Source organism: Pararhodospirillum photometricum DSM 122 (assembly GCF_000284415.1).
Taxonomy (GTDB): Bacteria; Pseudomonadota; Alphaproteobacteria; order Rhodospirillales; family Rhodospirillaceae; genus Pararhodospirillum; species Pararhodospirillum photometricum.
In genome coordinates this window covers 3,451,738-3,476,545 of the sequence record NC_017059.1, presented here as the reverse complement: position 1 = coordinate 3,476,545, position 24,808 = coordinate 3,451,738, and the positions used below count along the sequence as shown (strand labels likewise).

Genomic DNA, 24,808 nt, shown 5'->3' with positions numbered 1-24,808 from the left:
GCCGGGAGGGGAAGGCCCGGCCGCCCCATCGGGAGAAAAGCGCATGACTGTCTACAAAGCACCGATTGCCGACCTAACCCTGGCCCTGCGCACGGCCGGCCTCGCCGAGGTGGCCGCGTTGCCGGGCTGCGAGGAGGTCAGCGATGATCTGGTGGCCGCCATCTTGGAAGAAGCGGGGAAAGTCGCCGAAGGGGTGTTAGCCCCCCTGCACACAGTGGCCGACCGCCAGGGCTGCCACCTGGAGGACGGGCGGGTCATCACCCCCGAGGGCTTCCCCGACGCCTACCGCCAGTTCTGCGAGGGCGGCTGGAACGGCGTGCCCTTTGATCCCGAACACGGAGGCCAGGGCCTGCCGTGGCTGGTGGCGACCGCCGTGCAAGAGATGTGGCAAAGCGCCAACATGGCCTTTGCCCTGGCGCCTTTGCTGACGGCGGGCGCCGTGGAACTGTTGAGCCACCACGGCACAGCCGCGCAAAAGGCCTTCTGGCTGCCGCGCCTGATCAGCGGTGAGTGGTCGGGCACCATGAACCTGACCGAGCCCCAAGCCGGCTCCGATCTGGCCGCCGTACGCACCCGGGCCGAGCGGGCGCCGGACCTGGGCCCGGGGATGTACCGGATCTTCGGCACCAAGATTTTCATCACCCACGGCGACCAGGACATGACGGACAACATCGTCCACATGGTGCTGGCGCGCCTGCCTGATGCCCCGCCGGGCATCAAGGGGATCTCGCTGTTCATCGTGCCGCACCGGCTGGTGGACGACGCCGGCACCCTGGACGCGGTCAACGACGTGCGCTGCGTGTCCTTGGAGCACAAGTTGGGCATCCACGGCAGCCCGACCTGTGTGATGGCCTTTGGTGATCAGGGCGGGGCGATCGGGACGCTGGTAGGCGAGGAAAACCACGGCATCGAGTACATGTTCACCATGATGAACAACGCCCGGCTCGGGGTGGGCGTCCAGGGGGTGGGGGTGGCCGAGCGCGCCTGCCAGGCGGCCTTGGCCTACGCCACCGAACGGGTGCAGGGCCCCAACGTGGTGACGCGCGGCCCGGGGTCGGTGAGTATCGTGCATCACCCGGACGTGCGGCGCATGCTGCTGACCATGCGGGCCCTGACCCAGGCCGCGCGCCTGATCACCCTGGCCACCGCCGCCGCCCTCGACGGGGCCGAGCGCCATCCAGATCCCGTGGCCCGGGCCGAGGCCGAGGCCCGCGCCGCCCTGCTGACCCCGCTTGCCAAGGGCTGGTCCACCAACATGGGGGTGGTGGTCGCCGACCTGGGCGTCCAGGTGCACGGCGGTATGGGCTATATCGAGGAAACCGGCGCCGCCCAGTTGTTGCGCGACGTGCGCATCACTCCGATTTACGAGGGCACCAATGGCATTCAGGCCCTGGACCTGATCGGGCGCAAGACGGTGCGCGACGGCGGCCAAGCCCTGGCCCGTCTCCTGGGCGACATGCGCGTCACCCGGGACAAGGCGGCCCCGGCCCTGGCGACGGCCCTGGAGCGCGGGATGGATGATTTGGAGGCGGCCCGCGCCTGGATTTTGGAGCATGCCGACGCTGTGACCACCCAGGCGGCGGCCACCCCCTTCCTGGCCCTGGCCGGGCTGGTGGTGGGCGGCTGGCTGCTGGTCGAGCAGGCCGAGCGGGCGCCGCAGGACGCACCGGGGCGGGCCAAGCAGGCCCAGACCGTGGCCTCGTTCTTCGTGCACCAGCTTCTTCCCGCCACGTCGGGCCATCTGGCCGCGATCAAGGCCGGAGCGGCTGATCTGCTGGCGCTCGACGCCGACGGCTTGGCCTCGGCCTGAAGTCCGCCCAGGGTAAAAAGACAGGCTGGGGAGGCGCGGCCTCCCCAGACCCCTCATTCCCGCTGGTCCGCACTCCCCTTCTTCCCTCAAAATCTCCTAGCAGACATCGGTCTTTTCGGCACAGGAACCATAATGGTTTGATTGTGATCGAAAAAATCCACCAACAGGCAAAAAAGAACGGGAAAAACGGCGCAAATGGGTGTGTACTGCCGCTCTCCTCGACGGTCCCAGCGAAAGGATTTTTGGAGATGGCGACGCTGACCGGCCGGCTGACCGCCCTTGCCCGCGACATGTCTATCGGACGCAAGATCACCCTGGGGTTCGGGATGATCGTGGTGTTGCTCCTGGGCCTGGGCAGCGGCGGGGTGTTGGGCCTGTTCGTGGCCCGCGATCAGGTAGACACGGTGCGCCGCTTGACCGAGGCCCGCTTTGCCCTGGATCACGCCCAAGCGTTGTTGCAGCGCGACATTCAAGGGGCCCTCGCCCTGTTCCTGGCCACCAGCACCCTCCAGACCTTGCAAAAAACTCCAGACGCCGTGGCCGAAGTCTCGGCGATCCTGGCCCGGGCAACGCCCCTCGTCGCGCCGGAGGATCGGGCAGCCCTGGCCGACCTCAAGGGAACCTTGGACAGCCTTGATGCAGGCCTGCGCGCCCTGGCCACGGTCCAGCTCAGCGCCGAGGCTCAGTTTGCCGAGGTCCGGGCCTTGGGACAGGCCCTGGAGCAAGTGTTTGCCGAGGTCAACGCCGACGCGGTGGCCACCGGGTCGGCCAACACGGTTTACATGGCCCAAGAAGCCCGCATGCGCCTGATCACGGCGCGCATGACCGCCGATGCCTATTTCATCCACCCCGAGAGCGCCGATTTCAGCATCGTCGGCCCGGCCCTGGACGCCGTGGGCGCCAAGATCAGCGCCATGAAGCGCATCGCCCGGGGCACGCCGGGAGAAACCCGCCTGGATGGCGCCCGCGCCGCCCTTGAGACCTACCGCAATGGTCTGCATAAGGCCCGGACCCTGCTCGACTCACGCACCGAAACCGTGACCACCCACCTGATCCCGGCCGAACACCGGCTGGTCGAGACCTTGCAGCAGGTCAAAACCCACGCCGAAACCACCCAGGAGGCGATGAGCCAGGAGATCGAACGGGCCTTGCACCGCAACGCCTTGATGGCCGTGGGCGTCACCACCGCCGTGGTGGGGCTGGCCGTGGTTCTGGCGTGGCTGCTGGGGCGCAGCATCACCGGCCCCATGGGGCGGCTGATCACCACCTTAGGACACCTGGAACGCAAGGATCTGGAGCACCGCGTGCCCGATGGGGAGCGTGGCGACGAAATCGGCCGGCTGGCCCGGGCCCTGGAGAGTTTCCGTCAGGCCATGCAGGCCACCGAGACCCTGGAACGCGACAACACCCGCGAGCGGGCCCGGCTGGCCGAACACACCCAGGCCCTGGCCGGCTTTAATCATGTGTTCGAGGAAACTGCCCACGAGTTGCTGGCCGCCACCCAAACCCAACTCGATCACCTGCGCACCCTCGCCCAGGCGGTGGATGGGCTGGCCGATCGCACGGGGGGCGAGGCGCGGGCTGCCTCGTTGGCGGTGGATCAGGCCAGCCGCGACACTGACCAAGTGGCGGCGACGGCGGGCGAACTGGCGGCCTCGATCCAAGAGATTGCCCAGCAGGTCCAGCGCTCGGCCGGGATCAGCGACGAGGCGGCCAGCCAGACCCAATCGGTGGTCGAGGCCGTGGATGCCCTGTCCCTGGACGCCGAGCGCATCGGCGAAGTGGTCGATCTCATCACCGCCATTGCCGCCCAAACCAACCTGCTAGCGCTCAACGCCACCATCGAGGCGGCGCGGGCCGGCGAAGCAGGCAAGGGCTTTGCCGTGGTGGCCGGCGAGGTCAAATCACTGGCCACCCAGACCAGCCAAGCCACCGAGGAGATCGGCCAGCGGGTCGCGGCGGTCCAGGGCAAAACCCGCGATACGGTGGCGGGGATCCGGCGTATTGCCGAGGCCATCGCCACCGTGCGCGACACGGGAACCGCCATTGCCGCCGCCGTCGAGGAACAAGGCGTGGCGACCCGTGACATCGCCGCCACCGTGCAGGCGGTGTCCAGCGGTACCCACGACGCGGCGCGCAATGTGCAAAGCCTACGCGAACGGGCCGCCGACACCCGCGAGCGCGCCGCCGGTCTGGTGGAGGCGGTGGCCGCCCTAACCCGCGAGAGCCAGGCCCTGCGCGAGGCCATCGACCGCTTCCTGGCACAGGTGGCCAGCGTGTAAAAAAGGGAAGGAGGRGTCTGGGGAGGCCCGCCTCCCCAGCCTTGCTCTTGCGAATTCTCAAGAAAACACTCTGCGTCCCTTGCGTTTGGACATGCCGCCGCCGCGTTAAAGGCGCTACAGCAAGAGCACGGCCCCAGAGCCGGCGTTGTCAGGAGAGCATCCATGCGTATCGGTGTCAGTAGTCAGAATTTTCGCACCATTACCGCCCATGCCGGCCGGTCGCGGCGGTTCCTTGTTTACGAAACCGCCCCCGATGGCACGGTGAGCGAACTCGAACGCCTCGACTTGCCGCCGGGCATGGCCATGCACGATGTCGAGGGCGATGCCCCCCATCCCTTGGATCAACTTGATGTGATCCTGACCAGCGAGGCCGGGGCCGGGTTTGTGGCCAAGATGCAGGCCCGGGGGGTGCGCGTCCTTCTCACGCAGGAGAGCGATCCGCTCCACGCGGTCCATCTGGCGGCCACGGGGCGTCTGCCTGAGGCCCAGGCGGCGTGCCGGCCCGAGGGCAAGGGGCATGAGCACGCGCATGAGCATGAGCATGAGCATGAGCATAAGTGCTGCTGCGGGCATTAGGGAAGAAAGGGAAGGCTGGGGGAGGCGGGCCTCCCCAGACCCCTCTTGGGGGGTTAGCCGCCGTGCAGGACGATCCAGGGGAAAAGGATCAGCAGCAGCAGGCGCACAAGATCGGCCCCGACAAAGGGCAGGACCCCCTTGAACAGGCGGCGCATGGGCACGTCGGGCGCCATGGCCTTGAGGACAAAAACGTTCATACCGACCGGGKGGGTGATGAGGCCCATCTCGATGGTCACAACGGTCATCACCCCGAACCACACCGGATCAAAGCCCGCCGCCAGGATCACCGGATAGACCACGGGGACGGTGAGCAGCATCATCGCCAAGCCGTCCATGACGCAGCCCAGGCCAATAAACAGCGCCATCACGCACAAGAGCACGGCATAAGGCGGCAGGGCCAGGGCAGTGATCGTCTCGGCCAGGGACGCGGCCAGCCGCGACACCGACAGGAAGGTCCCGAAGATGTCGGCGCCGATCAGCATGAAAAAGATCAAGGCGGTCAGCACCAGGGTCTCGCGCAAGGCAGCGCGCAGGCCAGCCCAAGTCAGCCCCCGCACCACCGCCAGGGCCAAGGTCGCCCCGGCCCCCACGGCGGCCGCCTCGGTGGGCGTGAACAAGCCGGCGTACAGGCCGCCCAGGATCAGGGCAAAAATACCGGCAAAGGGCAGCATGCCGGCCAGACCCTCGAGCTTTTGCCGTCCCGTGGTCGGCTGCCCTGGGGCGGCCAGATGGGGCTTGAGCCCCACCACGACCACCACCGCCACTCCATAAAGGAACAGTCCCAGCAGGCCCGGCCCGATGCCGGCCACAAACATCGCGCCCACCGACTGCTCGGTGATCAGGGCATAGAGCAAGAGCGCGATAGAGGGCGGGATCATGATCCCCAGGGTTCCGCCTGCCGCCAGAGTCCCGGCCGCCAGCGAGGGGGCATAGCCGTTGGCGCGCATTTCTGGCAGGGCCACCCGGGCCATGCTGGCCGCGGTGGCCAGCGACGAGCCGGAAATAGCCGAAAACGCGGCGCACGACCCCAGCGCGGCAAAGGCCATGCCGCCGCGCCAGCCGCCACACAAGGTCCGCGCCCCGGTGAATAAATCCGCCGAGAGCCGGGCATGGCTGGCCAGCACCCCCATGAACAAGAACAAGGGGATCGGGCTGAAGGCGTAGGTGGAGACGGTCTCGATCGGACCATCGAACAAGGCCAGGGCCGGGCCAAAGGCCACGATCACCCCAAAGCCAACAAAGCCGGTGGCGGCCAGGGCCAGGGCAACGGGGCAACGCAGGGCAATCAGCCCAATCATTGCCGCCACGCACAAGGCCCCGATCACGGGCGCGCTCACCGGGGCAAAGCCCCCGCCGCCCGCCACGTGCGCCCGGCAACCAACAAGGCGCGCAGGGCCAGAACGAGGGTAGCAAAGGCGGCCGGGCCGAAGAGGGCGGCCATGGGCACCTGATAGACCTGGGTGGTCAGGCCCGAGTTGAGCGCGTCCAGCGCCCCCACAATCAACCGAAAGGCCAGACCGGCACCGAGCAGGGCAAAGCCCAGGTAATAGAAGGCGGCCATCCGCTCCTTGGTGCGTTCGCCCACTTTTTCGGTAAAGACATCAACCACCACCTGACCGCGATCCACGGCATGGGGCAGGCCGAACAAGACGGTGAACATCAGGGTATAGGCCACCACTTCGGGGCCGCCGACAAAGGTCATGTCGATGCGGCCATCGCTCAGGCGCAGTAAGGCGCGCCCGGCGACGTCAACCAAAACGGCGCCTCCCATGATCAGGAGCAAGACCCCGGCCAACCGGAACATCCAAAGGGCCAGGGCATCGAAGGCGTTGGTCAGGGTCGTCATGGGCAGTTTCCTTCGTGGGCGTGGGAGGGAAGGCCGGGGAGGCGAGCCTCCCCAGACCGCTCTCTCCTTTTAGGGGGAGCAGGACGCGGCCAAGGCCTTGGCGCGGGCGTAGACGGCCCGGGCCGGCAAGCCACGGGTTTCCAGGTCGGTCAGATAGGCGTCGGTCGCTTGATCGAGGGCCGGCTTCCAGGCCGGGTTATCGGCGCCGCCCTCAATGGTGACGACGGTGTGGCCGGCTTTGAGGGCCTCGTCGCGCCCCACCGTGTCGAGACCGTCGAACACGCGGCCAGCCTTCTCGGCCCAGGCCGCCCCGCTGTGAGCCGTCAAAACCGCCTTCAGGTCAGGGGGAAGAGCGTTGTACACGTCGGAATTCATGGTGACGACGAACGCCAGGGTATAAAGTCCCCCCACCTCGGTATGATAAGGCGCGAGTTCGTTCAGGCGAAACGACCCCATGGCCTCCCACGGCAGGGCCGCGCCGTCGATCACGCCGCGCTGCATCGCCGGATAGGTCTCGGGGGCCGGCAAGGCCACGGGCTTGGCCCCCAGACTTTCGAGCAAGGCCCCGGTCACCACCGTGGGTCGGCGCAGCCGCAGGCCGGCGAGATCCGCCGGGGTTTTCACGACCCGCTCGCGGGTATGCAAATGACCGGGGCCATGGGTGAAGAAGAACAAAGGATGCGTGTCGCGGTACTCGTCCTTGATCAGACCATCGTCGTACAGGGCTTGCAGGATGCACGCCCCGTGCTTGCCGTTTTTCACAAGTCCCGGCAGTTCGACAATCTGGCTAAGGGGAAAGCGATTGGCGGTATAGCCCTGGATGGTCGCCGTGACATCGGCAAGGCGCGAGCGCACCGCGTCGTACTGGGCCGGCGCCTTGGTCAAGGTGGCACCCGGGTAGAGTTCCACCGCGATGCGCCCGCCCGAGGCCTGGGTCACGGCGTCGGCCCAGGCCTGATAAACGTCGCGATGGGGTCCCGACACCGCCGGCCAGAAGTGGGCAAAGCGCAAGGTGACCTCAGCGGCCGATGCCGGGGCCATGCCCGCCAGCAGCGCGGCCAGGACACAGGCCCCCCACGCCAGACAAAACGACGACAAACGCTGGGATACCATCGGGATACTCCTCCTTGCGCGAGCGAGGCGAAACGGGGTGGCGCTGTTATGCGCCGAGAGCCCGCGCATTTCCACCGACTTACCACCTTGCCCCAGCCTTCCCTTTTGGTTTTTCGCCCGTCAAGGAGCCGCCCATGGGTCATGACACCGCCCTGATCGAAATCCTGACCTTGCTCACCGCCGCCATCGCGGCGGCCACCGTGTTCACCCGGCTGCGTTTGGGGCCTATTTTGGGGTATCTGGTGGCCGGCGTGATCTTGGGCCCCTCAGGCGCGGGCGTAATCACCGAACCCGAGCTTGTCGCCCAAGTCGGTCACTTCGGGGTGGTGTTTCTCCTGTTCTTGATCGGCATCGAACTCAAGCCCTCCCGGTTGTGGGTGATGCGCCGGCTGGTATTTGGGCTGGGCACGGCCCAGGTGGGGCTCACCGGTGCCGTTCTTGGCGGGCTCGCCTTTGTGGCCCTGCCCGTGGCGTGGGAAGGTGCCTTGGTGGTGGGGCTGGGCCTCGCCCTGTCCTCCACCGCCTTCAGCTTGCAGATCATGGCCGAGCGCAATCAACTGGCCAGCCATTGGGGGCGGGCCGCCTTTTCGGTGCTGCTGTTGCAGGACTTGGCCGTGGTCCCCCTGCTGGCGTTGGTGCCCTTGCTCGCCCACTCGGCGGCGGCCATGCCGGCCGGGGAGATCGTGGGCGCCATCGCGCGGACCATCGCGGTGGTGGGCGGGGTGATCGTGGGCGGACGGGTCATCCTGGGCCCGCTGCTCAAGTTGGTGGCGGCCAATCAAAGTGCCGAGGTGTTTACCGGCTTTGCCCTGCTCTTGGTGCTGGGGGTGGGCTGGCTGATGGAAACGGTCGGCCTGTCCATGGCCTTGGGGGCATTTTTGGCTGGGTTGCTGCTGGCCGATTCCGAATACCGTCATCAGGTCGAACTGGACCTTCAGCCGTTTCGCGGCTTGCTGCTGGGCCTGTTCTTCATGAGCGTGGGCATGGAGCTGGATCTGGGGGCCTTGCTGCGCACCTTGCCGCTGGTGGGGGCCATTTTGGCGGGTGTCCTGGCGATCAAGGCCTTGATGCTGGGCGCTCTGGGGCGGCTGTGGGGCTTGGATCGGGCCGAGGCGGCGCGCCTGGGCTTGGTGCTGGCCCAAGCCGGGGAATTCGGCTTTGTCCTGTTTGCCTTCGCCATCGCCCAGGGCCTGTTCTCGCCCAGCTTGGGGGCGACGCTGGTCTCGGTTATTGCCCTGTCCATGGCTTGCACGCCCTTGCTGGCCCTGGCCGGCGACCTGCTGGCGCCGCGCTTGAAAACGCCGGTGCCGGTGCCCGCCCTAACCCCCGACGACACCGCTGCCGCCCCGGTGCTGATTGCCGGCTTCGGCCGGGTGGGCGAAACGGTGGCGCGCTTTTTGGTGCATGTCGGGGTGCCCTGCCGCGCCATCGACCTCAACCCCGACAACGTTCAGCGCGGCCGACGCGACGGCCTCAAGGTCTACTACGGCGATGCCAGCCGGCCGGAGATTCTGCGCGCCCTGGGAGCCGACTCGGCACGGCTTCTTGTCATCACGTTGGACACAGCGGCGGTCGCCGAACGAACCGTGCAAAGCGCCCGACGCCATTTCCCCCATCTGCCGGTGCACGTGCGGGCCCGCGATCGCGCCACCTCGGCGCATCTGCTGGGCTTGGGGGCGGCGCTGGCCGTGCCGGAAACCCTGGAATCGAGTCTGCGGCTCGGCGCCGAAGCCGCCAAGGCGGGGGCAGCCAATCCTGAGGACGTCACCAAGCTGCTGCGCGACCTCCGGCAGAATAATTATCGGGGGCTGGTTCAGGAGCTTGACCCGCTGGCTTAACCCCCTTCCCCATTCCAGCCAAAAAGGATACAGCTTGTTGGTCGTATTTTCTGGTAAACCAAAAGTCCTCTCCCGGAAGAAGCCTTTTCGGCCGGATCCCTCTTGAATTCCGACAAAGGGAGCGTTTCTTATAGGACAGGGGCGCGGGAGGCGCCGGCCCCGGGAAGCCACTGGCATGGGAGGGGGCACCGGATGATCCGCTCGCTTCCGGACGATCTCCAGACCGATATTCCCTCCTTGTCTCTGCGCACCATGACGGTGGAGATCAAGCGTCTGCGCGCCCTTGTCCAATCCCTGGAACAGCATAATTCCGATCTCGAAATCGCTCTGACCACCGCCGTAGAACACGGCGACGCCATTGAGATCGAACTCAGGGCGACCAACGACCGCCTGCGCACCGAAGTGCGTGAACGCGTGGTGGCCGAACGTCGCCTGGCCTGCGTCTTGGAGGCCGTGTCCCAGCAGAAACAGGATCTGGAAGTGCTGGTCCAGACCATTACCCAGCACAGCGACGATATCGACCTGCAATGGTTGACCCGTTACACCGAGGTGGAGGCCCTGACCCGTCTGGATGGCCTGACCGGCATCGCCAACCGCCGGATGTTCGACCGCATGTTGGAAAAAGAGTGGTCCCGGGCGTTGCGCGCACGCCAGTCCCTGGGACTGCTGATTTGCGACCTCGACCACTTCAAGGCCTACAACGACCGTTACGGGCATCTGGCCGGCGATGAGGTGCTGGTGGCCTTCGCCGGGATCTTGCGCGATGCCTGTCGGCGCGCCCCCGACCTACCGGCCCGAGTGGGCGGCGAGGAGTTTGCCATTCTCATGCCTGATACCCCGCTCGATGGGGTGTGTCAGGTCGCCGATAACGTCCGCCTTGCCCTGCGGAGCCAAGGGTTGGTCCATGCGGGATCGCCGGCCGGGGTGGTAGGAGTCAGCATTGGCGTCGCCAGCTTGGTTCCCCTGGAGGCCGACGCCCCCTCCACCTTGTATAGTATGGCGGATCGACGGCTATACCGTGCCAAGACGGAAGGACGCGATCAGGTGTGCGCGTCGTGAGCCCCCCGAACACCAGGACCCAGGCATGATCGAACAGATTGGCGTTGCCGATGACCCGGCCCCCGGAGCCATTTTGGAGACATTGTCCCTTAGTTTCTCCCCCAGTCTGTTGCCCTTGCGTCAGCGTTGGCGCAACAACGGCTTGTCGGCCGACTTCCTCGGCGATTACGTGACAACGTTTTTTCCGGCCGAGGCCAATGATCCGGCGACGCGCTCGCGTCAGGCCCAGGCTCGCGCGGCGGTGGCCTACGTGGCCAACGAGCTGCTCGAAAACGCCATGAAATACAGCCTGCCCCAAGCCCGCGAGCCCATCACCTTGCGCTTGATCCTGGAACCCACGCGCATCACCGTGGTCTCGACCAACCCGATGGCGGCCGACCGGGTGGAGCCCTTTCGCGCCTTGGTCGCGCGTCTGGCCGAAACCGACCCCCTGGAAGCGTATCTCGCCGCCGTTGAGGAAAAAGCCCTCCATCCCGAGGTCCCCGGATCGGGGCTGGGCTTGGTCACCATGAGGAATGACTACGGGGCTTGCCTCGGTTGGCGCTTTGCCCCCCAGGAAGAAGGGGTGACCGAGGTGACAACCATCGTCCAACTCATGGTCTGAGAGCCGTCCTCGTTTTGCGTCCCGCGCCTTTGTTCCGTGCTGAATCCCTTTGCATCTTCTCCCGAGATCCGTCCTCCATGACCGAAATTACTGGTGATTTGTTCCATGTCCACTACGACTCGGCCCAGAGTGTCGTCACCCTCTCCGGCACTTTGCGCCTGAACGGCCTCGTGGAATACGAGCCGGTCGCGGCACTGTTGCGCACGGCCCTTGAAGACAACGAGGTCCTGACCCTTGACCTGCGCGCTCTGGAGTTCCTCAACAGCTCCGGCATTGCCATGCTCTCCAAGTTTGTCATTGAGGCCCGCCAACGCCAGGGCGGATGCGTCACGGTGCTGGGCTCGCGCGAGGTCGCGTGGCAGGGACGCTCGCTGGTCAACCTACAACGCCTGATGCCGTCCCTGACGCTGGACTTCTCGTGAGCGTGCTGGCCGACGCGACCAGCCTGTTGCGTTACCTCCCGGTCGGACGGCGAATTTTTTTGGTGTTGTTGTTCTACGGGATCGCCATGGCGGTGGCCGTGGGGGCCGGAGGACGCATTCTTGGCCTTGTGGACCACCACGGGACCACGGCCGAGGCGTTGCGCCATCATCTGGACACCATCGCCCGGGTCCGGGAAGCCTCGGGGCATTACCAAACCCTGTATGACACCTACGCCAAGACCCGCGTGCCGCTGCTCGGCGACGACATGGCGTTTCAGCATCTGATGCTGGTGCGTGCCCTGGACGCGGTGTCCCTGCCCGGTCCCGATGTCGCCGAGGCCCTTGCCGCCCTGCGCCATGCCGTGGACGATGCCCAAACCCACCAAGCCCTGCTGCCGCCCCTCAACACACGCATCGAAGCCGATCACCTAGCCCTGGCCCAAACCCTAAGCGAGGCCCAGGGGCTGATGGCCCTGCTGCAGGAGCGTTTTCCCGATCTGCCCAACCACCACAATGCCTTTGCTGTCTTAGAGAGCCTTCGTTTCGATTTTAAGGTGTATTTACGCTTGTCCACCGGCGTGCAGATGCAAGACATCTTGGCACGCCTGCGCCACTCTTTACCCCTCGCCGTCTCCCGCCTGCCGGCCGCCGACCAGCACACGGTGCACCTGATCGACGCCCATCTGGCCGACGCCGAGGCCACCTTGGCCGACCTTATCGACGCCAGCCGGCGCTGGATGCAGCGCTCGTTGTTTATCGACTTCATTTCCCTGCCGCGCCTGTACCGCACGACCGAAGCCCTGGTCTCCCTGGCCCGGGAGCGGGATCTGGCGGCGCGCCGCGCCTTGGAGAGCGCCACGCGCACCGTGGTGATCACGGTGGCGGTGGTGGGGGCCGCGGTACTGCTGGCGGGGTTTTTGGCGGTGGTGGTGATCGCGCGCTCTTTACAGCGCCCCTTGAGTGAACTGGTCGAGGATATTGATGCCCTCTCGCAGGGCGCACAGAACCATGTGGTCCGCGGAACCGCGGCCGGGGACGAAGTGGGGATCATGGCCCGCACCGTCGAAGCTTGGCAGCACAACAGCCGCCGCCTCACCGCCTTGGAAATGGAAAAGCGGGCGATCCTGGCCCGGGAGAAAGAAGAAACCGAGCGGGCCTTACACCGCCTGGATCAAGCCCACGCAGAAATCCGCGCCCTCAATGACCGCCTGTCCCAAGAAAACCTCCGCCTAGGCGCCGAACTGGATGTCTCGCGCCGCCTGCAACGCATGTTGCTGCCCCGCGACGAGGATCTGAAGGCCATCCCCTCCTTGGATATTGCCGCCTTCATGGAGCCGGCCAACGAGGTGGGGGGAGATTATTACGACGTGTTGACCCAGGCCGATGGGACGGTTCGCTTCGGGATTGGCGATGTCACTGGGCATGGCCTGGAAAGCGGGGTGGTCATGCTGCTCACCCAATCGGCCATCCGGGCGCTCACCGAGAGCGGGCCCACCGACCTGCCCACCTTGATCACCACCTTGAACCGCGCGGTGATGGCCAGCATGCGCCGCCTGGGCAGCGGCAAGACCGTGACTCTGGCCCTCATTGACCACCACCCCCGGTCCGATGGACACCCCGGGGGAGAACTGGTGATCGCCGGGCAGCACGAGTCGGTGATCGTGCGCCGCACCGATGGCCGGCTCGACGATGTGGACACCTTGATGCTGGGCATGCCGCTGGGACTGGAGGACGACATCGGCGCCTACCTCGGCCAAACCACCGTGCTGCTCGACCCGGGCGACATGGTGGTCTTGTATACCGATGGCATTACCGAAAGCGTCAACGCCGCCGGCCAACTCTATGGCCTTGAGCGCCTGCACCTCACCGTGCAAAAACACGCCGACGGCCCGGCCCGCGCGGTCGTGCAGGCGGTGCTTGATGACGTGCGCGCCCATCAAGGCGATCAGGTGGCGCTCGATGATGTGACGCTGGTTGTGTTCAAGCAAAGGGCGGCGGAAGAGAACGGCCGGGAAGGCGCAGCCTCCCCAGACCCCTCGGTTGTTTAGGGGAGCATGGAGAGGAGGCCGTAGCGGGCGGCGGCGGCGCGCAAGCGGCCATCGGTTTTGACGTGATGAACGAAAGCGTTGACCCGGGCAAGCCACACGGGTTCGCCGCGGGGCACGGCGTAGGCGTAAGGCGTGGGGGCGACCGGAGCCGGCGGCTCGATCAGGCGGGCCCAGTCGGTGTGATCGACCATACGCCGGCCGTAGGGATAATCGGTCATAAACACATCGGCGCGGCCGCTACGCACCTCCTGCTCGCGCTCCTTGAAGGCCTCGACCACCGTCAGGTCGGCTGCGTGCAGGCGCTGGCGCATTTCGCCTTCCATGTAGGTCCCTTTTTGCACCACCACCACGTGGCCCGGCTGGTCGATGTCCTCCCAGGTGCGCACGGAGGGATGGTTGCGGGTGGTCACGGCGACTATACCGCTCACCAAGGTCGGCTCGCTGAAGTCCATATACGCAATCCGAGCCGGGATCACCCCCACCGCATGCATGGCGATATCGCAACGATCCTGGGTCATCGCCTCGATCAACGCGGCAAAGGAGCTATCGACAAAGCTCACGGCAACCCCCAGATCGGCGGCGAACGCCTGGGCCATCTCGATATCAATGCCCTCCAGAGTCTGGGTCCGGGGATTGCGATACGTAATGGAGTAGTAGTCCGGCCAAATACAGACCCGCAGGGTGTGGGTTGCCTCAATCCGGGCCAGCCGGTCGGYCCCGTCCCCGGCCCACACGGGGCGCTGTGCCAGCAGCAGGCCCAACAACAAGACGGCGTGCCACCCCTTCATCGGCTCCCTCCCTGCCGTCGCTGGCGGGATGGCCTCCCCGACAGGATTCGAACCTGTGGCCTTTGGATTAGGAATCCAACGCTCTATCCTGCTGAGCTACGGGGAGACCGTCCGCTCGTTATAGCGAGAGCCGTTCGCGGGCGCAAGACGGCCAACTCAAAGCCCCAGGAAAGGAGGGGTCTGGGGAGGCCCCGCCTCCCCGGCCTTTCCTTATTTTTTCCCACGCCGGAACAGGCAGGTCCAGGCCGGTTTGTTTCGCGCGTGACGCGACTTTTCCTTGGGTCAAGGCTGGTTTTTGCCATAATCCTAAAGTAATGTCCCCCGCTTCAAGGGGGGGGGATCCCCGTCGGCTTCAACACAAATACGGCAGCGGGAGGCGTTCATGGCGCGTGACGCAACCATCGACCTTGGCTTGGCGACAGCGCAGGGACGGACGTTGCCCTCGCGGTCCCGCCCCCGAGGTCGCCGGGGCGCCATTTTGCTCTCCCTGGTGATGACCAGCCTCTTGATCCTGCCGGCCTCGGCCCAAACCCCGGCCGGCGGCAGTGGTCGGGTCCTGAGCGACGCCCCGGCCGCCGGCCGCGCGGTCACCACCGAAGCGGCCCCCAGCAAAACCTCGGTGGAGGAAGCGACGGTCTTGCGGGTGCTGGCCGAGCAGGCAACGGCCCTGCGCACCGAGATCCTGACCAACGCCACCAGCGATCCCCAGGCGGCCGCCCGCTTTGTGCGGGAGTCCCGCCAAGCGGCGGCGCGGGGCGACTGGGAGACGGCAGTCTCCCGACTGCGCGCCGCCCTGCGCACCGGCTACACCGACCCCGGGCGCTGGTTGACCTTGGCCGACCTTTACCAGAAGGCCGAGGGCCCCGAGCCCCATGCCTATCTGGCGGCCTACCTCCATGCCTCCGAGTCCCTGGCCGCCGGGGCCCGAGCCGAGGGCTTGCTGCGCACCGCTGACCTGCTGTTGGCCGCCGACCGCGACGACACCGCGCTGTTGCTCTACCGCCGCGCCAACACCACCTTGCCCAGCCCACGCGCCGCCAATGCCATTGCCGCCCTGACCGGCGGCGGTCTTGCGGTGCGCCGGACCCAGGTCGAGGCCGACCGCGACCTCGCGCGCCTATGCCTGGAACTGACCGGCGCCCCGGCCCTGAGCGCCCAGAACCCGTTGCGCGATTATGTCACCGTCGATCCGCCGGTGGACGTTGGCCTGAGCGTCACGGGCAAGCGCTTGTGCCTGGATGGCCTGCCCCATGGCCGCGAGGTCACAGTGACCCTGCGCCCGGGACTGCCGACCCAGGCGGGGGCGCCGCTCGCCACCGAGTTGTCGGTAACCCAAGCCATTCCCAACCGGGCGCCGCGCGCTGCCTTTGCTGGTGACGCCTACATTCTGCCGGCCCGAGGGGTGCGCGAGGTCTCGTTGCGCACGGTCAATCTGTCGCAGGTGTGGCTCACCTTGTCGCGGGTCAACGAACGCGGTCTGGCGTTTGTGCTGCGCGATCCCAGCTTGCGTACCAGCGTCTCGGAAAGCGATGTCGAAACCCTGGCCGAGGAAGCGGGCGAGCGGGTCTGGCAGGGCCGTCTCGATATCGAGGGGCAGCCCAACCACGAGGTGGCCACGGCCATTTCCATGGACCGCCTGCTGCCCCACCCCCAGCCCGGCCTCTACCTTCTCACCGCCGAGGACCGGCTGGGCGAGGCGACCCCGTGGGGCCAGCGCCCATTCCAATGGCTGCTGATCACCGACATCGGCGTGCAGACCGCCACCGGCCAGGATGGCCTCAGCGTGTTCGTGCGCTCGCTGTCCACTGGCAAGCCCCTGACCGGCGCCACCTTGACTCTGGTCGCCCGCAACAACGAGGAGCTGGGCGAGGCAACCACGGATCGCAATGGCATGGCCCGCTTTCAGCCAGGACAACTGTCTGGCACCGGCGGGCGGACCGCGTCGTGGGTGATGATCCATGGCCCCGAGGGCGACTTTGCCTATCTTGATCTCGCCGGCCCGGCCTTCGACCTCTCGGATCGCGGGGTCAGTGGGCGGGCGGTGCCCGGTCCGCTCGATGCCTTCTTGTATACCGATCGCGGCATCTATCGCCCAGGCGAGACCGTGCACCTGACCACCTTGTTGCGCGACGAAAGCGCCCGCGCCCTGCCCGGCCTGCCCCTGACCCTCAAGGTGATGCGTCCCGATGGCGTGCAGGTCGATACCCGGGTGATCGCTGAGAACGCCCTGGGCGCGGCCACCCTTGACCTGCCCTTGCTGTCCGACGCCCGCACCGGTGCTTGGGAAGTCACGGCCCATGTGGATCCCGACACGCCGGCCGTTGGCCGGGTCCGCTTCCAGGTCGAGGACTTCGCCCCCCTGACCATGAGCCTCGCCCTCACGCCCGACGCCCCGGTCATTGACCAGACCACCGAAACGCCGGCCCCGGTCACGGTGGGCGTGCAGGCCGACTATCTCTATGGCGCCCCGGCGGCGCAACAGCCGGTCAGCGCGGCGGTGACGCTGGATGTGGATCCCGAGCCCTTCCCGGCCTACGCCGCCTATCACTTCGGGCTGGCCCAGGAGACCCTGGAGCCCCGCCGCCTCGCCCTCGCCGATACCCGCACCGACGCCTCGGGCGCCGCCCAGGTGACGGTGGCCTTCGACGAGCCCCTGCCCGATACCTCCCACCCCTTGCGTGCCCTGGTCCGCGCCGAGGTGGTCGATGCCGGCGGCCGGGGCGCGGCCCGCACGGTGATCTTGCCGGTGCGCACCCAGCCGGTCTCCCTCGGGATTCGGCCGGCCTTTACCGGCGGCACCCTCGACGAGGGCCGCGAGGCCGGGTTCGCCGTGGTGGCCCTGTCGCCCAACGGACAGCCCTTGGCCGATCGGGCCGTGGACTGGATCTTGTACGAGGAAGTAAGCCACTTCACGTGGTTCGAGAGCGACGGCACGTGGTCCTACCGCCGCACGGTCAGCGATGAACCCCGAGCCTCGGGCCGGATCACCACGGGGACCGATGGCGTGGCCCAAATCACCGCCCAGCCCCAGGTCGGCGCCTACCGGTTGGAAGTTTCCGATGCCTCGGGCTCCTTGGCCGCGTCGTCAGTCCGCTTCCGCACCGGCTGGTGGGCCACAGCGGCCGATGAACGCGATACCCCGGACACCCTCAAAGTCGTGCGCGAGGGCGAGCGGTCCTATACCCCGGGGGATCGCGCCCGGGTCCGCCTGGAGGCCCCCTTCGCCGGGGAAGCCTTGGTTGCCGTGGTCTCGGATCGTGTGCTTGATGTCCTGAGCGTGTCCCTGCCGCGCGACGGCCTGACGGTGGAACTGCCGGTCACCGAGGCCTGGGGCGTGGGGGCGTATGTGGTCGCCACCGCCTTCCGCCCGGGCAATGGCGCCGGTCCCCAGGGACCGGGCCGGGCCATGGGCGTCTCGTGGCTACCGGTCGATCCGGGCAACCGCCTGCTGAACGTGGCGCTTGAGGTGCCCGAAAAGGTCCAGCCGCGCACGACCTTGGAGGTTCCGGTGAGCGTGAGCGGCGCCCAGGGGCCGGTCCACCTGACCGTGGCCGCCGTGGACGAAGGCATCTTGCAGCTCACCGATTTCACCTCGCCCGACCCAGTGACCCACTTCCTGGGCAAGCGGGCCTTGGGCCTTGACTTCCGTGATGCCTACGGCCGCTTGCTGCGCGCCCCCGACGCCCGGCCGGGCCGCCTGCGCGAAGGCGGCGACCAGGGCCGGGCCTTCGCCGGCCTGCCCGAGACCTCGGTGCGCACCGTCGCCCTGTTCTCGGGCATGGTGAACACCGACGCCAAGGGCAAAGCCACCGTCCGGCTCGACCTGCCTGACTTCAATGGGCGCCTGCGCCTGATGGCCGTGGCCTTCTCGGCCGAGGCGGTGGGCAAGGCCGAGGCCTCCGTGGTGGTGCGCGACCCGGTGGTGGCCTTGTCCAGCCTGCCGCGCTTCCTGGCCCCCGGAGACACGGCCGCCCTTGGCGTGACCCTCGACAACCAAGATGGGCCCGAAGGGGCTTGGACCGTGGCCGTCAAGGCCGAGGGCGCCGTGGGCACCGAACCGGCGGAGACCGCCCAGAGCGTTCCCCTGGCCCGGCACGCCCGGGGCTCGGCCCGCTTTATCCTCAAGGGCCTGCGCCCGGGGCAAGGCCAGATCACCCTGACCCTGACCGGCCCCGATGGCCAGAGCCGGGCGAGCACCTGGACGCTGGGCGTGCGACCAGCGGCGCCCCGCGTGACCGCCGTTCACGCCCTGGACCTCGCGCCGCGTGGGCAGGCCGAGTTGGGCGTGGCCCTGCTTGATGGCCTGGACCCGGCGACCACCAAGGTCAGCCTGGATCTGGCCTCGGTGCCCAACTTGGCGCCCCGCGCCCACGCCACCGCCCTGGCCGCGTATCCCTATGGCTGCTTGGAGCAGACGGTGAGCCGGGCCCAGGTCGCGCTTGCCGTGCTGGATGGCACCGTGACCCTTGAGGCCACCGACGCCAGCAAAGGCACCAGCAAGGAGGGGGGCAAGGACGGGAGCAAGGAGGGGGGCAAGGACGGGAGCAAGGAGGCGGCCCGCGATGCCCTGGCCCGCGACATTGCCCGCCTCATCGCCTTGCAGCGGGCCGACGGCGGCTTCGCCCTGTGGAGCAGCAGCGGCCCGCTGGAGCCCTGGCTGTCGGCCTATGCCGTGGATTTCCTGCTGCGCGCGCGAGAGACCGGGGTCGCGGTACCGGCCTTTGCCCTGGAGCGCGGTCTGGCCTTCCTTGATTCCCTGGCCGCCGGCAGCGATCTCGCCGACATCGAACTCCCCACCGCCGCCTATGCCCAGTGGGTCCTGGCCCGGGCCGGGGCCGGCGACCTGGGGGCCTTGCGGCACTTCCACGATACCTATGGCCCCCGCCTGCCCACCTTGCTGGCGCGAGCCCAGACGGCGGCAGCCCTCAGCCTCCTGGGTGATGCGACGCGCGCCAGCGCCGTTTTGGCCCCCACCGGGCTACCGGGGATTCAGAAAGCCTCGACCGCAGCCGCCCCGCCGCTCCCCGAGGTGCTCGACCCGACCGATGGCGACCCGGTGCAGTGGAATTATGGCTCCGTGATCCGCGATCAGGCCGGCGCCCTAGCCCTCGGCCTGGAAGCGGGCCTGCCCGGCTTCGACCCCCTGGCCGCCGCCGATGCCCTGGCCCTGGCCGCCCACGCCCTGCCCTCCCCCTCGACCCAGGAACGGGCGTGGCTGCTGCGCGCCGCCCAGGCCCTGGGCAAGCGCCAGGGCACGGTGGCTGCCTCGCTTGATGGGACCCCGGTGGGGGCCGAACGCGCCCAGGTCAGCGTGCCCCTGAGCGCCGCCGCCCTGGCCAAAAGCGCGACCCTGGTCAACGACAGCAACCGTCCCTTGCGGGTGGCGGCGGTCATTGACGGTCAGCCCCTGGCCCCGCCCCCGGCCAGCAGCACCGGCTTGGAGATCACCCGCCGTTACATGACCCTAGAGGGCCGGGCCGCCTCCTTGAGCGACCTGCGCCAGAACGACCTGTTGGTCGCGGTGGTCGAGGGCAAGGTGCAAGACCCCCGCACCCTGGACCCGAGAGGGCAGGCCCTGCTGGTGGTCGATCTGCTGCCAGCCGGCGTGACCTTGGAAAATCCCGCCGTGGGCCAAGGCCAGGACAGCACCGGCCTGGAGTGGCTGCCCGAGCTCACCCCGGTGGATCACGCCGAGCGTCGCGACGACCGCTTTGTCGCCGCCCTCACCGTGCGGCCCGACACCCCGACCTTCACCCTGGCTTACGTGGTGCGGGCACAAACCCCGGGCACCTACACCCTGCCCGGCGTGGCGGCCGAGGTCATGGCCCGGCCCGGCCTGCGGGGCAATCAGGCCGCCGGCAAGATCACGGTCAGCGCCCGGTGAGGGTCCCCCCCCGCACGCAGAGCGGGACAGGACCTCGACAGAAGCGCCGAACCCGGCGCCGCTGGCGGGTCCTGGCCGGGCTCGGCGGGGGGCTGGTCGGCGCCTTGGCGGTCCTGGCCGTGCGGGAGGGGCCGCCCCCTCTGACCCGCCTGACCCCCTCCAGCGTGGTCCTGGCCGCCGACGGCAGCGTGTTGCGCCCCTTCCTGACCCGGGATACCCCGGCGGCGTGGCGCTTGCCCACCGCCCCGGACACCGTGGACCCCCTGTATCTGCGCATGCTCATCGCCATCGAGGACCGGCGTTTTGCCCACCACATCGGGGTCGATCCCCTGGCCCTGGCCCGAGCGCTCGGCCAGCGCCTGACCCGGGGACGGGTGGTCTCGGGCGCCTCGACCCTGAGCATGCAGACCGCGCGCCTTCTCGATCCCCAGCCCCAGCGCACCCTGGCCACCAAGGCCCGTGAGATGGTCCGGGCCCTGCATCTGGAGGCCCGCTGGACCAAGGACCAGATCCTCGCCGCCTACCTGACCTTGGCCCCCTTCGGCGGCAACCTGGAAGGGGTGCGGGCCGGGGCCCTGGCGTGGCTGGGCAAGGAGCCGCGCGGCCTGACGCCCGGACAAGCGGCCTTGCTCGTCGCCCTGCCCCGCTCGCCCGAGGCCCTGCGGCCCGACCGCCACCCCGAGGCCGCCCGGCAGGCCCGCGACCGCGTGCTCGACCGCCTGGAGGCGCTGGAGATCCTGAGCCCGACCCAAGCCGCCGAAGCCCGGGCCGAACCCCTGCCGCACACCCGCCTCCCCCTGCCCCGCCTCGCGCCGCACCTGACCGAACGCCTCGCCCGCGCCCACCCCCCCGGCACCGCCGTGCGCACCACCGTAGACGCCGGCCTGCAACGCCGCCTTGAAGCCCTGGCCCGCGAGAGCCTCGCCGACCTTGGCCCGGCCCAATCCCTGGCCGTGATGGCGGTGGCGTCGGCCACGGGGCGGATCCTGGCCTCGGTCGGCTCGCCCGACGACCTCGCCCCGGACCGGGCCGGCGCCATCGACATGACCCAGGCGGTGCGCTCGCCCGGCTCGACCCTAAAGCCGCTGATCTATGGCATGGCCTTCGAGCGGCGCCTCGCCCACCCCGAGAGCATCATCACCGACCGCCCCATGCGCTTTGGCGCCTACACCCCCTCCAATTTCGACGACACCCACTGGGGCGAGGTGACCTTGCGCGACGCCTTGGCCCAGTCCCTCAACGTTCCCGCCGTCATGCTGCTCGATCGGGTGGGACCGCTGGCCCTGGCTGGGCGCCTGGCCCAGATCGGTATTCCTTTGCGCCTGCCAGCAGGCAGCACCCGCCCCGGCCTCCCCTTGGCCCTGGGCGGCCTGGGCCTGACCTTGGAAGAGTTGGTGGGGATCCTGGCCGCCATCGACGCCGGCGGACAGGCGCCCCGGCCCTCGGCCCTGCCCCGCCCCGCCGAGGCCGATCCCCCCTCCCCCCTCCTCGACCCGGTGGCGGCTTGGCAAGTCGCCGACATCCTGGCCGGCAGTCCGGTGCCGCCCGGCTACAGCCTGGGGCGGGGCGGCCATGCCGGACGACGTCTGTCGTACAAGACCGGCACGTCCTACGGCTATCGCGATGCCTGGGCACTCGGCTTTGATGGCGCGGTGACGCTGGGTGTCTGGGTCGGGCGGCCCGATGGCTCCCCCAGCCCCGGAGCGTTTGGCCGAGGCACCGCCTTGCCCATTTTGTTTCGCGCCTTCGAGCGGCTGGACGGACCGGTGCCGGGACCGCGCCGCCGCCCCGACGACCCCTTTGCCGCCCCCACCCGCACCGGCGACCTGCCTCCGCCCTTGCGTCGCCTCGAAGGCATGCGCCCCCGCTTCCTCGCCGACCCCGAGGCGCCCCGGGTGGTCTTTCCCCCCGATGGCGCCACCTTGGACCTCAAAAGTCTGGAAGGCCCCCTGGTCCTCAGTGCCCGAGGCGGACGGCGCCCCTTGGTGTGGCTGGTCGATGGCCGCCCCCTCGCCACCCCCGCCCACGCCCGCCAAGCCCTGTGGATCCCCCCAGGCCCCGGAGCCGCCGTCGTCACCGTGGTCGATGCCCTAGGCCGAAGCCATACCGCCCGTGTCTGGCTCGCCCTGCCGCCCCGCTGACGCAGGCAAGCGACGACGGAACACCGCTGCCGCAGGGGAGGGATCTCGGGGCTGCTGCCCCGAACCCCGCCTGGGGCGATGCCCCAGACCCCCTTTTTCTTYTGTTCATGGCTCTCCGGCGGGCTGGCGAATGGAGCCGCCCGTATCGGTGCCGGTGGCCCCCCATGGCGAGGCGGGCCGAGACCGCCGCCGCCGAGCCGCCCGACGAGCCGCCCGGGACCAGGGGGGCGTCGTCGCCGGTGCGCGTCCATGGGCTGAGGCAAGGGCCGGCGGCGCTGGTCTTGTTCGACGAGCCCATGGCGAACTCGTCGAGATTGGTCTTGCCCAGCATCACGGCGCCGGCCTTGAACAGGTTGGCCGTAACCGTGCTCTCGTAGGGCGGCACAAAGGTGTCCAAGATGCGCGACGCGGCGGTTGTGCGCACGCCTTCGGTGCAAAACAGGTCCTTGATCCCAAGCGGAATGCCCTCGAGGGGCCCGTGGGTGCGATCACGCAGGCGCTGGGCCGAGCGTTCGGCCTGGGCGCGGGCCAGATCGACGGTTTCGGTGATGTAGGCGTTCAGAACCCGGCCCTGGTCGAGCCGGGTGACATGGGCCTCCACCAGCTCCAGGGGCGAGAAGTCGCCGCGTTCCAGGCCCGCGCGCGCGTCGGCGATGCTGAACTCGGTCAGGTCGGTGGGAAGGGACGATTCCATGGACTCTTACTCCACCACCTTGGGAACGACATAACACCCGTCTTGCTGCTCGGGCGCATTGGCGAGAACCCGCGTGGGATAGCCGCCATCGGTCACCGCATCCTCCCGCCAAGCGAGCGCCAAATCGGCAACGCAGGTCATCGGGGCAACGGTACGGGTATCGACCTCGCTCAATTGCTCGATCCAGGTCAGAATACCGGACAGTTCGCCGGCCAGGGCTTCTTGCTGCTCCGGGGCAACCTCAAGGCGCGCCAAGGAAGCAATGTTGGCAACGGTGGTCTTGTCCAACGCCATGGGATAAACATCTCCGTCTGAGGGCGAGGGTCGGACTTCTGTTTAGCCGATGGCCTAAACCCCTCGCAATGTCATATTCCCGGGCCAAGGCAGGCTGGGGTCATCTTGAAGGGCGAGAACGCCCGGTGTGAGAAAGGGAAGGCGTCATGCCTCAGGTCAGTTTGCCCGAGTTCCTGGCGGCTCTGCCGCGCCGAGGGGCGCTGTTGGGCTTTGATCTCGGGACGCGAACGATCGGTGTGGCCGCCTGTGACGTGTCCTGGCGGATCGCCACGCCGGTCACCACCGTGCGCCGGACCAAGTTTGGGGCCGATGCCAAGGTCCTGCAAGCCCTGATCGACGAGCGGGGCGCGGTCGGCCTGGTGTTGGGCTTGCCGGTGGAAATGGATGGCTCGCAGGGGTCACGCTGCCAGTCCACCCGGGCCTTCGCCCAGAATTTTCTGGCCCTGCGGGATCTGCCCCTCGTGCTGTGGGACGAACGCCTGTCTACCGCCGCCGTCGAGCGTTTTTTGGTGGGGGAGGCCGATCTCTCCCGGGCCAAGCGGGCCCAGGTGGTGGATCGGGCCGCCGCGGCCTACATTCTTCAAGGCGCTCTTGATGCCCTGGCCCGGTTGGCCAGATCGGACGACGACACCCCCGACTTCTGAAGCGGCTGGTTGTTCACATAGGCGGCGAAGTCCATGGGCAGGACCTCGGCGCTCATGCGGGCAATGGCCTCGGTCTTGGTCGTTGCCCCCAACTTGGCCAGCAAGGACCGTATTTGGGTGCGCACCGTCCACTCACTGCGGCCTAGGGTCTCGGCCAAGTCGGCCCCACTGGTCTGGCCGGTCAGCATGGCCGCCGCCAAGCGCCCTTCCGCCCGGGTCAGGCCGTACACTTGGCGCAGCACGTCGGGTAACAACGTGGCGTCCGGCGCCACCACCACCCGAGGAACCTTCACCATCACCCGGCCTGGCACGTCGGCCAAGGTCAGGATGTGGACCAAGGTCCCACGAGCCGTCTCGTCCCCGCCCACCAGGAGGGCGGTGGCGTGGGGGCGGTGCGGATCTTGCTCCGCTAACGTCAACAGACGCTCCAAAGCCTCCCCCAAAGCCTGATCGCCGCGCCCTGAGCGGGTGATCAGGACCCCCTGGGCATCCACGCCGAGGACACCGCCTTGGCGATCAAGATCTCGGGCTGCTTCGTTTCGAGCCAAAACGATTCGTCGGGGATCAACCAGATAAAACGCCGCGCCGAAGGCTGCGACGAGAGTATCAAATGCATGCTCGAACTGATCGATCTGGCCCATGCCGTCGAATCCCCACTCGTCCATAATGTAGACTTATTGCCGTTTAGCTGTCAGTACCTTGACCCTTCCGCATACGTTGCCTTGTATCTGTCTGCAGCGCATCCTCCATTTTTGGTATTTTCCA

Annotated in this window: 17 protein-coding genes, 1 tRNA gene and 1 pseudogene; 11 read left to right on the top strand and 8 right to left on the bottom strand. The window is 68.1% G+C overall.

Annotated elements, in window-relative coordinates:
• Nucleotides 1-43: 43 nt before the first annotated feature.
• The 3 genes from RSPPHO_RS15460 to RSPPHO_RS15450 all read left to right on the top strand — a co-directional run bounded on the left by RSPPHO_RS15460 (nucleotide 44) and on the right by RSPPHO_RS15450 (nucleotide 4,668).
• On the top strand, nucleotides 44-1,810 hold the full coding sequence (locus tag RSPPHO_RS15460; protein WP_014416147.1) for an acyl-CoA dehydrogenase family protein: 1,767 nt from the start codon (nucleotides 44-46) through the stop codon (nucleotides 1,808-1,810).
• 248 nt (nucleotides 1,811-2,058) lie between these two features.
• Nucleotides 2,059-4,092, top strand: coding sequence for a methyl-accepting chemotaxis protein (locus RSPPHO_RS15455; protein ID WP_051013941.1), 2,034 nt, complete (start codon nucleotides 2,059-2,061; stop codon nucleotides 4,090-4,092).
• Nucleotides 4,093-4,254: 162 nt separating this feature from the next.
• Complete coding sequence (locus RSPPHO_RS15450; RefSeq protein WP_014416145.1) at nucleotides 4,255-4,668, top strand: NifB/NifX family molybdenum-iron cluster-binding protein; 414 nt, start codon at nucleotides 4,255-4,257, stop codon at nucleotides 4,666-4,668.
• 53 nt (nucleotides 4,669-4,721) lie between these two features.
• On the opposite strand, the gene RSPPHO_RS15445 is transcribed toward RSPPHO_RS15450, so the two are convergent.
• The 3 genes from RSPPHO_RS15445 to RSPPHO_RS15435 all read right to left on the bottom strand — a co-directional run bounded on the left by RSPPHO_RS15445 (nucleotide 4,722) and on the right by RSPPHO_RS15435 (nucleotide 7,627).
• Complete coding sequence (locus tag RSPPHO_RS15445; protein ID WP_041797677.1) at nucleotides 4,722-6,005, bottom strand: TRAP transporter large permease; 1,284 nt, start codon at nucleotides 6,003-6,005, stop codon at nucleotides 4,722-4,724.
• A complete protein-coding gene (locus RSPPHO_RS15440; protein ID WP_014416143.1) occupies nucleotides 6,002-6,514 on the bottom strand; it encodes a TRAP transporter small permease subunit in 513 nt (170 codons plus the stop codon). Before RSPPHO_RS15440 ends, RSPPHO_RS15445 begins: the two co-directional genes overlap by 4 nt.
• 69 nt (nucleotides 6,515-6,583) lie before the next feature.
• On the bottom strand, nucleotides 6,584-7,627 hold the full coding sequence (locus RSPPHO_RS15435; RefSeq protein ID WP_051014063.1) for a TRAP transporter substrate-binding protein: 1,044 nt from the start codon (nucleotides 7,625-7,627) through the stop codon (nucleotides 6,584-6,586).
• A gap of 134 nt (nucleotides 7,628-7,761) precedes the next feature.
• Here RSPPHO_RS15435 and RSPPHO_RS15430 point away from each other — a divergent pair, with 134 nt between their 5' ends.
• The 5 genes from RSPPHO_RS15430 to RSPPHO_RS15410 all read left to right on the top strand — a co-directional run bounded on the left by RSPPHO_RS15430 (nucleotide 7,762) and on the right by RSPPHO_RS15410 (nucleotide 13,598).
• Nucleotides 7,762-9,465 (top strand): monovalent cation:proton antiporter-2 (CPA2) family protein, encoded by a 1,704-nt coding sequence (locus tag RSPPHO_RS15430; protein WP_041795855.1) that lies wholly within the window; start codon nucleotides 7,762-7,764, stop codon nucleotides 9,463-9,465.
• A gap of 192 nt (nucleotides 9,466-9,657) precedes the next feature.
• Nucleotides 9,658-10,524 (top strand): GGDEF domain-containing protein, encoded by an 867-nt coding sequence (locus RSPPHO_RS15425; RefSeq protein WP_041795853.1) that lies wholly within the window; start codon nucleotides 9,658-9,660, stop codon nucleotides 10,522-10,524.
• Between the two features lie 25 nt (nucleotides 10,525-10,549).
• Nucleotides 10,550-11,128 (top strand): slr1658 family protein, encoded by a 579-nt coding sequence (locus tag RSPPHO_RS15420; RefSeq protein WP_041795851.1) that lies wholly within the window; start codon nucleotides 10,550-10,552, stop codon nucleotides 11,126-11,128.
• Between the two features lie 77 nt (nucleotides 11,129-11,205).
• Entirely contained in the window at nucleotides 11,206-11,550 is a 345-nt protein-coding gene (locus RSPPHO_RS15415; protein ID WP_041795849.1) for a slr1659 superfamily regulator, read from the top strand.
• Complete coding sequence (locus tag RSPPHO_RS15410) at nucleotides 11,547-13,598, top strand: PP2C family protein-serine/threonine phosphatase (protein WP_051013940.1); 2,052 nt, start codon at nucleotides 11,547-11,549, stop codon at nucleotides 13,596-13,598. Before RSPPHO_RS15415 ends, RSPPHO_RS15410 begins: the two co-directional genes overlap by 4 nt.
• On the opposite strand, the gene RSPPHO_RS15405 is transcribed toward RSPPHO_RS15410, so the two are convergent.
• Together RSPPHO_RS15405 and RSPPHO_RS15400 are read right to left on the bottom strand one after the other, a co-directional pair.
• Nucleotides 13,595-14,386, bottom strand: a complete 792-nt coding sequence (locus RSPPHO_RS15405; RefSeq protein WP_014416136.1) for a substrate-binding periplasmic protein — start codon at nucleotides 14,384-14,386, stop codon at nucleotides 13,595-13,597. The genes RSPPHO_RS15410 and RSPPHO_RS15405 overlap by 4 nt on opposite strands.
• Before the next feature lie 29 nt (nucleotides 14,387-14,415).
• Nucleotides 14,416-14,492 (bottom strand) — tRNA-Arg (locus RSPPHO_RS15400).
• A 276-nt stretch (nucleotides 14,493-14,768) separates the two neighbouring features.
• On the opposite strand from RSPPHO_RS15400, the gene RSPPHO_RS15395 reads away from it, so the two are divergent.
• Both RSPPHO_RS15395 and pbpC read left to right on the top strand, forming a co-directional pair.
• Nucleotides 14,769-20,270 carry an alpha-2-macroglobulin family protein gene (locus RSPPHO_RS15395; protein ID WP_014416135.1) on the top strand — a complete coding sequence of 1,834 codons (5,502 nt, stop codon included), beginning with the start codon at nucleotides 14,769-14,771 and terminating at the stop codon, nucleotides 20,268-20,270.
• The gene (pbpC, locus tag RSPPHO_RS19400; RefSeq protein WP_242390520.1) at nucleotides 20,267-22,411 is read left to right on the top strand and encodes a penicillin-binding protein 1C; all 2,145 of its coding nucleotides are present in this window, start codon (nucleotides 20,267-20,269) and stop codon (nucleotides 22,409-22,411) included. Before RSPPHO_RS15395 ends, pbpC begins: the two co-directional genes overlap by 4 nt.
• 117 nt (nucleotides 22,412-22,528) lie before the next feature.
• Here the strand turns inward: pbpC and RSPPHO_RS15390 are convergent.
• Together RSPPHO_RS15390 and gatC are read right to left on the bottom strand one after the other, a co-directional pair.
• A pseudogene (locus tag RSPPHO_RS15390) lies at nucleotides 22,529-23,105 on the bottom strand (amidase family protein); the annotation flags it as partial.
• 6 nt (nucleotides 23,106-23,111) lie between these two features.
• Nucleotides 23,112-23,399 (bottom strand): Asp-tRNA(Asn)/Glu-tRNA(Gln) amidotransferase subunit GatC, encoded by a 288-nt coding sequence (gene gatC / locus RSPPHO_RS15385; protein WP_014416133.1) that lies wholly within the window; start codon nucleotides 23,397-23,399, stop codon nucleotides 23,112-23,114.
• A gap of 146 nt (nucleotides 23,400-23,545) precedes the next feature.
• Here gatC and ruvX point away from each other — a divergent pair, with 146 nt between their 5' ends.
• A complete protein-coding gene (gene ruvX, locus RSPPHO_RS15380; protein WP_014416132.1) occupies nucleotides 23,546-24,043 on the top strand; it encodes a Holliday junction resolvase RuvX in 498 nt (165 codons plus the stop codon).
• Here the strand turns inward: ruvX and RSPPHO_RS15375 are convergent.
• Entirely contained in the window at nucleotides 23,980-24,684 is a 705-nt protein-coding gene (locus RSPPHO_RS15375; RefSeq protein ID WP_041795847.1) for a helix-turn-helix transcriptional regulator, read from the bottom strand. The two genes, ruvX and RSPPHO_RS15375, sit on opposite strands and share 64 nt — an antisense overlap.
• Nucleotides 24,685-24,808 lie beyond the last annotated feature (124 nt).

Coding starts and splice junctions, on each gene's coding strand:
- RSPPHO_RS15430 (WP_041795855.1), top strand. CDS start 7,762: ATGGGTCATGACACCGCCCTGATCGAAATCCTGACCTTGCTCACCGCC.
- RSPPHO_RS15440 (WP_014416143.1), bottom strand. CDS start 6,514: ATGACGACCCTGACCAACGCCTTCGATGCCCTGGCCCTTTGGATGTTC.
- ruvX (WP_014416132.1), top strand. CDS start 23,546: ATGCCTCAGGTCAGTTTGCCCGAGTTCCTGGCGGCTCTGCCGCGCCGA.
- RSPPHO_RS15375 (WP_041795847.1), bottom strand. CDS start 24,684: ATGGGCCAGATCGATCAGTTCGAGCATGCATTTGATACTCTCGTCGCA.
- RSPPHO_RS15415 (WP_041795849.1), top strand. CDS start 11,206: ATGACCGAAATTACTGGTGATTTGTTCCATGTCCACTACGACTCGGCC.
- RSPPHO_RS15425 (WP_041795853.1), top strand. CDS start 9,658: ATGATCCGCTCGCTTCCGGACGATCTCCAGACCGATATTCCCTCCTTG.
- gatC (WP_014416133.1), bottom strand. CDS start 23,399: ATGGCGTTGGACAAGACCACCGTTGCCAACATTGCTTCCTTGGCGCGC.
- RSPPHO_RS15455 (WP_051013941.1), top strand. CDS start 2,059: ATGGCGACGCTGACCGGCCGGCTGACCGCCCTTGCCCGCGACATGTCT.
- RSPPHO_RS15420 (WP_041795851.1), top strand. CDS start 10,550: ATGATCGAACAGATTGGCGTTGCCGATGACCCGGCCCCCGGAGCCATT.
- RSPPHO_RS15450 (WP_014416145.1), top strand. CDS start 4,255: ATGCGTATCGGTGTCAGTAGTCAGAATTTTCGCACCATTACCGCCCAT.
- RSPPHO_RS15435 (WP_051014063.1), bottom strand. CDS start 7,627: ATGGTATCCCAGCGTTTGTCGTCGTTTTGTCTGGCGTGGGGGGCCTGT.
- RSPPHO_RS15460 (WP_014416147.1), top strand. CDS start 44: ATGACTGTCTACAAAGCACCGATTGCCGACCTAACCCTGGCCCTGCGC.
- RSPPHO_RS15395 (WP_014416135.1), top strand. CDS start 14,769: ATGGCGCGTGACGCAACCATCGACCTTGGCTTGGCGACAGCGCAGGGA.